The sequence below is a fragment of the Sorangium sp. So ce296 genome, from assembly GCF_051529605.1.
GTDB classification, from domain to species: domain Bacteria; phylum Myxococcota_A; class Polyangia; order Polyangiales; family Polyangiaceae; genus Sorangium; species Sorangium cellulosum_D.
Window position 1 is genome coordinate 5,034,443 of record NZ_CP150325.1, and the last position, 12,335, is coordinate 5,046,777.

At 69.0% G+C, this 12,335-nt stretch carries 9 protein-coding genes; 5 read left to right on the plus strand and 4 right to left on the minus strand.

What is annotated here, in order from left to right; translation table 11 throughout:
* Window positions 1-34 precede the first annotated feature (34 nt).
* Window positions 35-826, plus strand: coding sequence for a class I SAM-dependent methyltransferase (locus WME98_RS18675; protein ID WP_437952506.1), 792 nt, complete (start codon window positions 35-37; stop codon window positions 824-826).
* Between the two features lie 112 nt (window positions 827-938).
* Window positions 939-2,309, plus strand: a complete 1,371-nt coding sequence (locus WME98_RS18680) for a cytochrome P450 (RefSeq protein ID WP_061622546.1) — start codon at window positions 939-941, stop codon at window positions 2,307-2,309.
* 82 nt (window positions 2,310-2,391) lie between these two features.
* Here the strand turns inward: WME98_RS18680 and WME98_RS18685 are convergent, their stop codons facing one another.
* The 4 genes from WME98_RS18685 to WME98_RS18700 form a co-directional block, all read right to left on the minus strand.
* Window positions 2,392-2,949 (minus strand): RNA polymerase sigma factor, encoded by a 558-nt coding sequence (locus WME98_RS18685; RefSeq protein WP_061622545.1) that lies wholly within the window; start codon window positions 2,947-2,949, stop codon window positions 2,392-2,394.
* Between the two features lie 1,132 nt (window positions 2,950-4,081).
* On the minus strand, window positions 4,082-4,705 hold the full coding sequence (locus tag WME98_RS18690; RefSeq protein WP_437952507.1) for a hypothetical protein: 624 nt from the start codon (window positions 4,703-4,705) through the stop codon (window positions 4,082-4,084).
* 280 nt (window positions 4,706-4,985) lie between these two features.
* The gene (locus tag WME98_RS18695; protein WP_437952508.1) at window positions 4,986-6,227 is read right to left on the minus strand and encodes a hypothetical protein; all 1,242 of its coding nucleotides are present in this window, start codon (window positions 6,225-6,227) and stop codon (window positions 4,986-4,988) included.
* Window positions 6,224-8,707: an AAA family ATPase gene (locus WME98_RS18700; RefSeq protein WP_437952509.1), complete on the minus strand. Its 2,484-nt coding sequence runs from the start codon at window positions 8,705-8,707 to the stop codon at window positions 6,224-6,226. The genes WME98_RS18695 and WME98_RS18700 overlap by 4 nt, the downstream gene beginning before the upstream one ends.
* Before the next feature lie 291 nt (window positions 8,708-8,998).
* Here WME98_RS18700 and WME98_RS18705 point away from each other — a divergent pair, with 291 nt between their 5' ends.
* The 3 genes from WME98_RS18705 to WME98_RS18715 all read left to right on the plus strand — a co-directional run bounded on the left by WME98_RS18705 (window position 8,999) and on the right by WME98_RS18715 (window position 12,332).
* On the plus strand, window positions 8,999-10,690 hold the full coding sequence (locus WME98_RS18705; protein ID WP_437952510.1) for an RHS repeat-associated core domain-containing protein: 1,692 nt from the start codon (window positions 8,999-9,001) through the stop codon (window positions 10,688-10,690).
* 470 nt (window positions 10,691-11,160) lie between these two features.
* Window positions 11,161-12,078 carry a zincin-like metallopeptidase toxin domain-containing protein gene (locus tag WME98_RS18710; RefSeq protein ID WP_437952511.1) on the plus strand — a complete coding sequence of 306 codons (918 nt, stop codon included), beginning with the start codon at window positions 11,161-11,163 and terminating at the stop codon, window positions 12,076-12,078.
* Window positions 12,075-12,332: a hypothetical protein gene (locus WME98_RS18715; RefSeq protein WP_437952512.1), complete on the plus strand. Its 258-nt coding sequence runs from the start codon at window positions 12,075-12,077 to the stop codon at window positions 12,330-12,332. Before WME98_RS18710 ends, WME98_RS18715 begins: the two co-directional genes overlap by 4 nt.
* Window positions 12,333-12,335: the final 3 nt, after the last annotated feature.

A 12,335-nucleotide genomic window follows, 5' to 3' on the forward strand; every position in this document is an offset into this window, starting at 1 on the left:
GCCCCATCACGGTCCCACGATCTGGAGAGTCCAAATGAGCCAAATCGCAAAAGCCTACGGCCACGTCATGAGAGATCCCGCGTACGAACAATTCGCGGGCGGCTACGTGAACTACGGCCTCTGGACGAGCGCCACGAAGAGCCCCGCCGAGGCGTGCCACCACCTCGTCGACACGCTGTTCGCGAAGCTCCCGGAGCGAGGGAGAGTCCTCGACGTCGCGTTCGGAAAGGGCGTCTCGACGAAGCGGCTCGAAGAGCGCTACGGTGCGGAGAACGTCGCCGGAATCAACATCGACGCCGACCAGGTTCAAATCGCGCGCGAGCGGGGCGTCACATGCGATCTCCGCGTGATGGACGCGGCGAAGCCTGATTTCCCGAGCGAATCGTTCGACGGGATCCTCTGCATCGAGTCGGCGTTCCACTTCCAGAGCCGCGCGCAGTTCCTCGCCGAAGCGCACAGGCTGCTGAGGCCGAGCGGCGTCCTCGTGATGTCCGACATCCTGTTCCGCACGGGCCACGGCCTCGATCCCGAGGTCTTTCCGCCGGAGAATCACGTGAGCTCCGTCGACGAGTACCGCCGCGCGTACGTCGCCGCGGGCTTCTCGCCCGAGTCGGTCGCGATCGACGTCTCGAGCCGCCAGCAGATTTACCCGCTGTGCGCGGCGGTCGCGGGGGCGTTCGACTTCTTCCGCGGGCGCGCCCCCGGGGCCGAGCCGCAGGCGAACGGAGGCCAGGCGTTCACGGCCGTGGAGCGCTTCTGGGCGTCCTTCATCGTGAGCCGGCTCGTCAACATCCAGGAGTGCGTCCTGGTCGCCGCGCGCAAGTGAGCGCGCGGCGCGGATCGATCGACCGACACCAACGAGCACCGTGCTCGATATAGGACCTTAGCGTCGAGCGAGCTCCCTCGCCTCGCGGATGCGCGGAGCGTAGAAAGCACACATGATCTCCATTTCGAAATCCAAGCATGAGCTCCTGCCCCCGGGCCCCCGGTCGCCGACGGCGCTCCAGACGTTGCAGTGGCTCAAGAATCCGGTGCCGTTCCTCGAGGCCTGCGGCGCGCGCTACGGCGACATGTTCACGCTGAAGCTGCCGACGCAATGGCCCGTCGTCGTCGTCCAGCACCCCGAGGCCGTCAAGGAGGTGTTCGCCCTCGACTCGAACGCTGGCCACGCGGGCGAGGCGAACAACATCCTGAAGCCGTTCCTCGGCAAGTACTCGCTGCTCGTGCTCGACGGGGAGGAGCACATGCGGCAGAGGAAGATGATGATGCCCGCCTTCCATGGCGAGCGCATGCAGGCCTACGGGCACGCGATGATCGACGCCGCGCACGCGTCGATCGACACGTGGCCCGTCGGCAGCCCGTTCGCGGTCCACGCGCCGATGCAGGCGATCACGCTCCAAGTGATCCTCCGCACGGTCGTCGGCATGACCGATGGGCCGCTCCTCGCCGAGCTTGAGGCGCTCTACCCGCAAGTCATCGACGCCGCGGCGGCGCCGGCGATGCACTTCGAGCTCTTTCGAAAGGACCTCGGGCCGTGGAGCCCGTGGGGCAAGTTCAAGCGCCGCTCGGCCCGTGGAAAAGAGATCATGATCCACGAGATCCGCCGCGCACGCGAGAAAGGCACGGCGGGCCGCACCGACGTGCTCGCGATGATCATCGACGCGAAGGACGAGAACGGCGAGCTCTTGACCGAGGACGAGATCCACGGTGAGCTCATGACGCTCCTCGTCGCCGGCCACGAGACCACGGCGACGGCGCTCTGCTGGGCGCTGCGGTGGCTCCTCCGCGACGCCGCGCTCACGCGGCGCGTCGCCGAAGAAGCCGCCGAAGTGGCGGACGATCCCGTGAAGATCGCGAAGAGCGACCTCCTCGATCGCGTCGTGAAGGAAGCGCTGCGCCTCCAGCCGATCGGGCCGGTCGTCGCGCGCGTCCTCAAGCAACCGCTCACGATCCAGGGCCGCGAGCTCCCGGCGGACATCATGGTCGCGCCGTGCGTCCAGCTCGTGCACCACCGCCCGTCGCTCTATCCGAATCCGACGCGCTTCGACCCGGACCGTTACGTCACCTTCAACCCGAAGCCGTGGGAGTTTCTTCCGTTCGGCGGAGGCCTGAGGAAGTGCATCGGCGCCGCGTTCTCGATTTACGAGATGAAGATGGTCCTCGCGACGGCGTTCTCGCGCCTCTCGATGGAGCTCGCGACAGACAACATCAAGATCATCCGCCGCGGCGTGACGCTCGCGCCGAGCGGCGGGCTCCCTCTCGTCATCCGCAAGAAGAACCCGCGCGCGACGAAGCCCATCGCCGCTTGACCATGACGCCGCGAATCGACTCCCGCAGCGCCGCACCCGTGTCGTGGCGGGGCGGCCGCCGTCGAGCTGAAGCCGCCCAGGACTATGCGTCGAGGAGGCTCTCGTCGAGCGGGGCCACCTCGACGCCGTGCTCGGCCGAGATCGCGGCGCGGAGCGCCAGGCACGCGCGGTGGCGGCGGAGCTTCGCGGCGTTCACGCTGATGCCGAGCACCTCGGCGACGCCGCGAATGGACGAGTCGTCGTCTTTGATCAACGTGACGATGACGCGCTGGGTCTCGGGGAGCGTCGCGAGGGCATACTCGAGCGCCCGCGAGCGCCGTGAAGCATCGAGGGACTCGTCGGTCGACTGCGCCGTCGACGCGACATCGTCGAATGAGCTCGGGTCCACGAGGGACTCGGCCTTCTTGCGGGAGTGATTGATGACGACGCGGCGCGCGAGCGAGTATGCCCACGGCGAGACGTTGCTCCCGGCGACGAACCGGTGCCGCGTCGCGTGAATCTGCAACATCGTCTGCTGGAGAAGATCCTCGGCGAGCGCCGCGTCGCGCGTCCGCCGCAAGAGATAGCGAAAAAGGCGGGGGGCGAGCTCTTCATAGAGCTCGCGAAAAGCGGCGACCTGGCCGCTGACGTACCGATCCATCGCGGATCTCTCGCGCCCTCGCTCGTCGCCGGCCGGCAGACCCGCTTCGCCGGCTGGCGTTGCTCGGGCTTCAGCGGACATCAGCCCGCTTTCGTCCTCGCGCCTTGGCCAGCTCGCGCCTCGTCGGTCGGCTCGGCCCGATTTTGTCCGGCGTTCCAAGGCTGACAACTTCGCCTCGCTCGAGTCATGATGTGCATTCATTAATGGACCTCCCCTCCCGATCGGGTGGGCAGTCGGCTCGTCGCGTAAACGCAGTTCGTTGCAGCTTCAGCTCGTGCTCAACAGGAATCACGGAGTCGATGGGCGAGGGGCGCCATCACCAATGCTCCGCCGCTGCGTGGCACAATTTGCTGATTGCCTTCAAACGTCACGAAACACAGCAAGCCGATTTCGGGTTTAAATTACCACGAGCAACGTACTTCACAAGCAGGATCGTCCTGACGCTAACAAAAAAAATGATTCTGTCTCGGGCGGGATCAGATCGGTGTACGCCAGGCGCGCACCGGAGACGCCTACGCCTCGGCACTCAGCTCGTTTCTATGTTGTTTCGCTTTTATGAATCGACAGATCCCTTGAGGCAGTGTCGCGGCAGAGGTCTGGCGATCGCGTCGGAGCGCCTGGTCGCCGGCAACGCCGTGGGTTTCTGGCAGCTCTGGCGGATGGAAGCGCGGCGCCGGCGAGGTCGGCCCGCGGGTGCGCCGGGCGCGATGTGCCGTGCTCGCGAGCGCCGGCCTTTCACTCACCGCCACGCGCCGCGCACGGGGTCCGTCGCTCCGGGTCGGCGGGCGACGGCGCGGGACGCGGTGGGGCCGACGAGGAGCAGGCGGCCAACTCCGTTGCATCAACGGTCTGCAGAGCATGCACTGGATCTCTCGGCGTGGACGCGCCCTTGCTGGAGCCGCCGGTCCAGCGAGTGAGGGGCGGTTCTCCCCCTGTATGCTGCAAGCTCCGCCGTCCTTCACGCGTTCGTGCGCGGGCGCGTTCGTGCGCGGCGTCGGTTCGCCATACAGTCCTGGTGTAATCTTGTACGGCACGCGTGCTCCGCGAGCAACAAGCCGACGCAGCTCGAGCCGAAGAAGGACGCCATCTGGCTCGGGGAGCTGGTGCGCGGCGCGGCCTCGGCGGAGCGCTATCACCGGACACGTTCGGCGTGTGTGAACGACCTCGTGGCCAGGCTTCGCGTGCTCACCTCGACGAGGTAACGTCGCTCGTAGGCGCCCATGCGGCTGCTCAGGCACATGCGCGCGCCGGCGTCGAGGAGGGTGCCGCGCCGCTTCTGTTGCTGCGTGCCGCCCTCGAGCGCCCAGCTGACGACGCCTTCGTCGATCACCCTGTCGAGCTGGTTCGCGAGCTGCTGTCCCCGGTCGGTGAGGCGCAGACCGAGCCCCTCTTCGAGGTCGTCCTCCTCGACGAGGCACAAGCTCGCGAGCGAGGTGCGGTAGAGGCGCAGCGCGCCGTTCGATACCTGGTTCTTGAGGATGCGCGTCGGCAGCTCCCACAGCCCCGCGCCCCTGCGCTCGGAGACGAAGCTGCGGCCGCGCCGACGTCCGATGTAACCGCACGCGAGAGGCTCGTCCTCGTGCTGCAGCGCCTCGCAGAGGACGAGGAGGCGCTCCAGGCGGAACACGCGCTCGAGGTGCGCGCGCGGTGGCGCCTCGGCCTGCGCGCGCGAGAGAGCCCAGCAGAGGAAGGTGTAGTAGCGGGCGCGCGACGTGAAGACGTTGAGACCCGGCAAGAGCCGATCGGCTTGCGCCATCGCGTGCCCTTGCAGGCCCAGAGGGTCACGGCTCGAAGGGGGCGCGTCGAGGCGCACGAGCCAGGATGGGAGAAGCGTGGCGATGGATTCGTCCAGCATCCGGGGTGGACGAAGCTAACATGAGCTCTTCGTCCCCAGAAGGTGCGCTCGGGGCACGACCGCGCGAGCTGCCATCGCCCCGTGCAGCGGCTTCAGGACCTCGGCCCCGCGGCCGAACGAGGACCCAGCCAGCAGCGAGCTCGGTCAAGCGCCGGACAATCACAGCAGTGCACGTGCTGCCTCATACCCCCTCCAGGAGCCCCTCCACCACCGCCTCCGGCACCCACTTACTCCACCCCACCGCGATGACATCGTCCCCCAGCCGCACCGCCCCCAGTACATCGGCCGACGTCACGAGGATCGCCTTGGGCCACCCCCGCAGATACCCGGCGTACTCCCATCGATATACGATGGCCTCATGAAAGCCCTGGAGGATGTACCCCGGGTCCTCAGTGAGCTTGATCTCGATGACCGCGGCGCGCCGCTGTCCACCCTTCTCGACCACCACGGTGATATCGGGCCGCAGGCGCCCGGCATGCCCGCCCATGTAGTGCTTCGCCCCGGCATCACGCGGGCCCGGATCGAGGTGACATTGATTGTAGTAGACCTGCACGCGCGCGCCGTCGCCTCGCTCGAACGACGCCACTTCGTCGCGCTTCGCATGAACGAGGGACCGGTGGAACTCGAAGCGCTCTCCCTTCGCCCCCTGCGCCGCCTCCAGCTTGTCCCAGAGCGCTTGCAGGAGCCGGATCACCACCGCAATCTCGAATCGTGTGTGCTGCTCGATGGGTGTGAGCGCGCCCTCGGCGAGCATGGCGGCGATGGCGCCCGCGTCGGTCGCGTCAAGGCCCTGCCGCAGCGCTTTGTGCCACGCGAGCGCCGCGCCATAGCCGCGGTGCACCGCTCCCTGCGCGCTGAGCTCGTGGTGCGGCGTGATCGGCTCCGGAGGCACCTCGCGCAGCGCGGTCGTGCTCAAGGCTCGCGTCAGCTCGCCCTCGGCCCCCTGTGCGTCGGCGCCCCACCCATGCTTCGCGAGCACCTCCGCCTTGCGCAGGTCGATCAACAGCCGGAGTAACCGCTCGGTCACCACGCGCACGAGGATGTTCTCCGGCAGGGCGAAGCTCGGATCCCGCGCCTGCGTCACGTAATGCGAGCGATCTCCGCTGGCCTGCCGATAAGATGTCTGTCGGACGTCGAGCCGGCCACGAAAACCGCCTCGCCAGTCGCGCGTCGTGACTTCGGTCCGGGAAGGCAGGTTCCGGGCGAGGTCGGGCAGGAGCTCCATGGCGAAGGCGCGCAGCTCGGTGACTCGCGGCGCCAGCGTGCTCGCCGCGCGGAGCAAGGCAAGCTCATGGCTCCTCCCCGTGATCCGCGAGAGGAACCGCGCCGCCTCCTCGACCGTGATGGCCTCGAGCCGCGAGCTCGGTAAGAGGTAGCCCGGGAAATGGGCGCGGACGAACGTTTCCCAGGATCCATGGCTCATGCGTCGCCGAAGGTCTGGTGTGGGAAGAGCTCCTCATAACGACGCCGCAGCCGGGACACCGCCTCCGACGACGTCCAGCCCGTGAGGCTTGAAAGAAGGACCCGAAGCACCTTCGCCGCTGGCTCCTGCGGCAGCCCCTCGAGCTGCGGCAAGAGATACATGGCCATGGCCTCTGCGAGCCCATCTCCCGAGGCCTGTCGGCGGCGCATGTAGTGCACCATGTCGAGCGCCACGGCGGGGCCGATCGTGCGGTGGGCGAGCAGGCCCGATGCGCTGAACAGCCGCGTGAGCTGCCCGATGGCGCCCTCAGGTAGCGGCGGTGCGACGCCCTCGCGGCGCGCGTGCGCCTCGAGCAGGCGCGTGTAGGTCGCCTCGTCGGGGGCGTCGACGTGGATCATCGCGAAGCGCCGCTGCACCGCGTACGACAGGCGGAAGAGCGAGGTCTTGTCCCAGGTGTTCATGGTGGCGATCACCCGGAACGTCGGCGAGACGCGGTAGGTATGAGACTCGTTTGAACCTATCGATATGGTCCTGCCGTCCTCGCGGAGGAGGGCGGTGTCGATGGGGTGTCCCGACAGGACGGTCATCAGCTCGCCGAACGCGCGGTCGACGTCGGCCCGGTTCAGCTCGTCAATCACGAGCCACTGATACCGCTCGACGGCGCGGAGGAATACCCCGGGCCGGAAGGCCAACGTGCTGTTCTGCTGCAGCGCATAGCCGCCGATCGTGTCGAACGTGGTCCAGTCGGCCGACGCCGTGGCCACGAAGGCGCCCGTGCAATAGCCGTCGCTCGCGGCGGCCTTGGCGAGCGCCTGGGCGAGCTGCGTCTTGCCCGTGCCGGGTGGGCCGACGAAGAGCAGGTGCTTGCCGGCCGAGAGGGCAGCGCAGGCCTGGGCAAGCAGGCCGGCCGGAAGCTCGAGCTCGGAGACGAAGGGACCCGCGAGCTCGGCCGTCAGGTCGAGGGTCTCATCGAACCAGGCCGACGGCGCCGTGCTCGCATCCGGCTCGGGCGGGGCGGGCGTGGTCGCCCCTGGCGCGGTGACCAGGTCTTCGTCCACGTCGCCTCCGGTCACGACGCTGTCGCCGAGGAGGCTGCGATCGGCGAGGAGCTCGTCCAGCCGACTCCGGATGCGGGCTTCCTCTGCCGCGTGATCGGCGAGGATCTGGCGGCCGAGATCCGTCAGCGCGTCGCCGTCCCCCTGGCGCTCCGTGGCCGCGAGCGAGAGGAGCCAGTTCCGGCGGAAGGATACCTGGTTGCTTGTTCGCCAGTGCTTGTCCAGGAGCGCCGTCAAAAGGTTCCTCGCGCTGGACGTGTCCATCCGGCCCAGGGCCTTCGCGATGACGAGCACCTCCAGGAATCCGGTGTACGTGGCGTGAAGGTGCTCGAAGAGAGCCCGTGGCTGTGGGTCCTCCAGATACGACTCGCCTTCGGGCGTGAGCTCGAGGCGGCCCCCGGAGAGCTTCACGAGGCCGAGGTGGAGGAGCAGATTGGTGTAGCCTTGCCGCGCCGTCTCGCCTGTGACTTCGTATCGATCGTGCAGCAGCGCGAAGAAATCCGCCTCCGGTAGCCGGCGGTCGCGCAGCTCCGAGAGGAGCGTGTCGAGCGTCTGTTTGTAGTGTCGAACCCCTCCCGGCATCGACCAGACTCCGTCGCGCCGGGCGTCGTCGGAGGGCCTGAGCGCGGGCTCGACCATCTCCACGACGGCCGTGCCTGCGGCGGGCCCGCCCTGGCGCTCGCCGTTCGCGGCGGCGAGCTCGGCCAGGTCGAACGGAGGTTTGCCTTCGATGCCGTCCTCGCCGTCGCGAAGGAAGAAGGGCAGCTTGAGCAGGGCGAGGTGCGCGAGCCGTCGAAAGCCCTCCTCGGGCGAGGGGAGGACCTCGCCGTCGGGCAAGCGGATGGAGAAGGCTTCCATGTTCCAGGGCGTTACGAGGGGCAATCCGGCGCGCTCGACGGCGAGCTTCAAGGGCATGCTCCTCTGGCGGAACTTCTCCTCGGCATCCTCGTCCTTTCGGCGCCACGCCGAGAATGAGGCCGGAACTGGCACGTCCTCGCCATTCAGACGATCGCGCAGCCGGAGCGCCACCGTGGTCCACAGGATCTCGCGGTTCGTCGACACGACGTTGATCTTGATGCCCACGAGGTGCCGGTAAGCGCCTTTCGTCTGCCACCAGGCCACGCTGAAGAGCAGCTCGGTGCTGCCGCCAGGCCAGGTGCACCGCAGGCGCACGGCGCGCGGCAAGGGCCCGTCCGCGGACTGGTCGAGCCCCTCCAGCCCTCGCGCCGGCCACGGCGCAGAGGGGAGGCGTTCGACCTCAACGTGGACGGGCGCCCCCTCGACGGTGAGATCCATCGGTGCTGCGGCGTCGAGGAGCGACCGCAACGCGCGCAGGGCGATGCGGTTCGCGTCAGGGCGATCGGTGGTCGCCTCGGCCGGCGCGGGCGTCGTCTCGGAGGTTATCGAGTGCGCTGCGGAGCTCATCGCTCGAGTTCTCCTGACCGGACAAGGTGCACGCGGGAGTCGGCGCTTGTCGAGAGCGGGGGCACGATGGACGAAGCTACACAGGTCCAGGGTTTCTGTCAGCGCCGTCGCGAAGCCGAGACGCGCAGGCGGCCGGCGAGCTGCTGCACCGTCGGAGCCGAGGAGTTGCCTTGAAGCGCTTGGTGATGAAGCAGGTGGTGCACGGGAAACTCGAGCGGGCGTACGCAGCGGGGCTGGGATCACCAACCCAAGGCCACATCGCGCCCGCTCCGGCGTACCATCCGCCTGCCGGTGACGTCCCCGTTCCTCGAGGCCCCCGAGTCCGCCTGGGTGGCGAGCAACGCGCTCGCGTTCGCGCTGCGCGACCGCTTCCCGGTCAGCCCCGGCCACACGCTCGTCGTCCCGCGCCGCCTCGTCCCCACCTGGTTCGACGCCACCGCCGACGAGCGCGCCGCCATCTTCGAGCTGGTCGATACGGTCAAGCGACAGCTCGACGCCGAGCTCCACCCGGACGGCTACAACATCGGGATCAACGCCGGCGAGGCCGCAGGGCAGACCGTCATGCACCTGCACGTCCACGTGATCCCGCGCTTCCGCGGCGACGTGGACGACCCGCGCGGCGGCGTGCGCCACGTCATCCCGGGCCGAGGGAACTACCTCGCCGGCAGACCCCCGCCGCTCGCGACCGGCGGCGCCGAGGACCCCTTCCTGCGCCACCTCGCGCCGGTCTTCGCGCGCGCGACCGACGTGGCCATCTTCTCGGCCTTCGTCCAGGAGAGCGGCCTCGACGTCCTGGAGAGCCACGTGTTCGCGGCGCTCGCGCGCGGCGCGCGCATCCGGCTCGTCACCGGCGATTACCTCCACATCACCCAGGCCGCGGCGCTCGCCGAGCTGCTCGACTGGGCCGGCGGCAACGCCGCGCTTTCGGGCGCCGGAGGCGCCCGGGGCAGCTTCGAGGCGCGCGTGGTCGAGGTCGACGCGCTCCCCGGCACGATCCGCTCGTTCCACCCCAAGTCGTGGCGCTCGCTGCACCGCTGGACGGCGGATAGCGCCGGGCGGGAGACGGACGACATCGACGTTCCGCGCTGGGTCTATCAGGTCGCGAACCATCTCGGCTCCGCCCGGCTCGATCTCGACGCGCAGGGCGGCGTCATCGCCTACGAGGAGTATTTCCCCTTCGGCGGCACCGCGTTCGTGGCGGGCGACGATCTGCGCGCGGCCTCGTGGCGGGACTACCGGTTCAGCGGCAAGGAGCGCGACGACCTGACCGGCTTCTATTACTTCGGATTCCGCTATTACGCTCCATGGCTTTGCCGGTGGTTGACGCCGGATCCGATCGGGGCCGGGGGTGGGCTCAATCTCTATCAATACGTGCTCAACAACCCGGTCAACCTCATCGATCCGGAGGGGCTCGATCCGCAGCGGCCCGGGCAGCGGCTGCGCACGCGTTACGTCACCTACGAGCAGTTCGCCGCGGCGGTGCCGGAGGGCTACCGCGCGCAGATCGATCCTGGCAGGCGCTGGACGGGGCTGTTCTCGCCTGACCAGCAGGGTGGCGTCACCGTGCACCAGTCGGAGTCCACGTTCCGCGCGGCCGCGCGCAGGGCGGCGGGGGGGCGGGCGGAGATCTGGATCTACGATCCGCGCTATCAGGAAGGGCTGGATCGAGGGCTCGATGAGCGATCCGCCCGGGAAAGGGCGGAGATCTTCCACAGCATCGACGAGGCCCTCCGGCCGTTCCAGGCACCGCCGACGCCGGACGGGGCGGGCGGCGCGGGGGGGGCCGGGGCAGCCTGGCCAGGGCAACGACGGCGGGCAGACCGGCACGGCGACCGGGGCGGGCGGCTCAGGCCAGCCCGGGGGCGGCGAGCACGGCGAGGACGGCGCCGGCGGAGCGGGCACGGGCGCGGGCAACGCGCCTGGGGATTCCAACGGCCGGGGCGACGCCACGGACACCGGCGGCGCCGGCGTGCATGCGGGTGACGGCAGCGGTCAGGGGAGTACGGCGGCGCAGGGATCGACCGGGCGCGGTGGAATCGGCCACGGCGCGGGCGTCTCGGGCCGCGGCGCGGGCGGCGGGGGGACCGGACAAGCGGGGGCGGGCACGCAGGGCCGCGGGGCGGGTGCAGGCGCGGGCGCGGGGGTGGGCCTGGGCGCCGGGGCGGGTGGCGCGGGAGAAGGCCAAGGCGCCGGGGCAGGCGGCTCGCGTGATGGCGGCGCGGGAGGAGCCGGCCGGCGCGGCTCTCCCGGAGGGGCGCCGGGCGGCACGGGCCAGCAGCCTGGAGGGGCGCCGGGCGGCGTGCCCGGCGGGGTCGACGGAGGGGTGCAGGGCGGGACGGTCGGCGGAGTGCCCGGGGGCGAGATCGGCGCCAGCGCGCCCCCTGGCGCGCCGGGGGGCGTTTGACCCCCATGGTGCGACCAGGGGTGCGCCGGGCCAGAGTAGCGGCAGCGTCTTGGGGGATGGAGCCGGCGGGGCGCAGAGCGGCGGCGAGGGCGGGCGGACGCTGCAGGCCAGCGGCGCGCAGGGAGGGCAAGCGGCCGGCGTGCAGGGCGGGAGCGGCCAGGGCGGGCAGGGGCGCGGCCAGCCGGAGAGCGTGATGGATCGGCTGACCCGCTACGCGGGGTACTGGCACCTCGAGTTCGGCGACGACGGGCGCGATGGCGCGGCGTCCGGCGGGATCCCGGGGGCGTTCGGCAGCATCAACGGCGGGGCGTGGGCGCAGGGATTGTTCATGGCGCTCACGGTGTTCGATGTCGTCCTGACGGTCCTGACCCTGGGTGAGCTGGCGGCGCTGAAGGCGTCGCTCAAGGGCGCGATGCGGGCGACCGGGCAGGCGATACGCAGACTCGCCAGCGCTGCGGCACGTGGGCTGCAGGCTGTCCGTGCAGGGCTCGTGGATCTAGCCAGCGGGCTCGTCGGCCGCATCGCGACGCGGCGAGGCTCTGGATCGGCGAGGGCGGTAGCAGACGCCATCAGTGAAACGGGTCTATTTGGTGGTAAGCTGTATGGTGAGCGGCGTCTGGAAGCTCTGCGGAGGTATCTCAATAAGCGAGGTGTAAATTTGCTCGTTGGCGATGAACTTCTGCCCAGTAGAATGCCGGGAGCGTTCCGTGTTGCCCCGACGGGACGGCCTCAGCTGCTGCTTCGCAGCAATCCAACTGAATACACCGTGTGGCACGAACTGAGCCACTACCTCCATTTTCGACGAATTGGGCGTGATGCGTACCTCGTCCTGCCTCGCATGAAGGGATGGAACGCCGTAGAGCAGTTTGTGTTCGATATGCTCGAAAACCCATCGAGATGGCGTAGATTGAACCCGGCGGAGCAGGCTCACGCAATCGAGTACATTGAGGCAGTGGGGTTCCGATGACGAAGGAAGATGCAATTGCGGCAGCGAACGAATTCGTTGCCAATCAGATGGGACCCGAGCCGAAGTTGGCAGGGGAACGCTGTGAACTGAAACTGATATCGGCCGAATTGGACAAGAAAAAGCGCTGGAGTATAGTTTATCAATTGAGTCTACCCGAGTCGCCAGGTTCGGTTGTGGATGGGCCTGTTGTCGTTGTGGTGGATCCAGCCTCAGCCAAGGCGTGTTTTCTCGATGATCTTTACAATGCTCGCTGAATC

Coding starts and splice junctions, on each gene's coding strand:
- WME98_RS18715 (WP_437952512.1), top strand. CDS start 12,075: ATGACGAAGGAAGATGCAATTGCGGCAGCGAACGAATTCGTTGCCAAT.
- WME98_RS18675 (WP_437952506.1), top strand. CDS start 35: ATGAGCCAAATCGCAAAAGCCTACGGCCACGTCATGAGAGATCCCGCG.
- WME98_RS18690 (WP_437952507.1), bottom strand. CDS start 4,705: ATGGCGCAAGCCGATCGGCTCTTGCCGGGTCTCAACGTCTTCACGTCG.
- WME98_RS18685 (WP_061622545.1), bottom strand. CDS start 2,949: ATGGATCGGTACGTCAGCGGCCAGGTCGCCGCTTTTCGCGAGCTCTAT.
- WME98_RS18700 (WP_437952509.1), bottom strand. CDS start 8,707: ATGAGCTCCGCAGCGCACTCGATAACCTCCGAGACGACGCCCGCGCCG.
- WME98_RS18695 (WP_437952508.1), bottom strand. CDS start 6,227: ATGAGCCATGGATCCTGGGAAACGTTCGTCCGCGCCCATTTCCCGGGC.
- WME98_RS18680 (WP_061622546.1), top strand. CDS start 939: ATGATCTCCATTTCGAAATCCAAGCATGAGCTCCTGCCCCCGGGCCCC.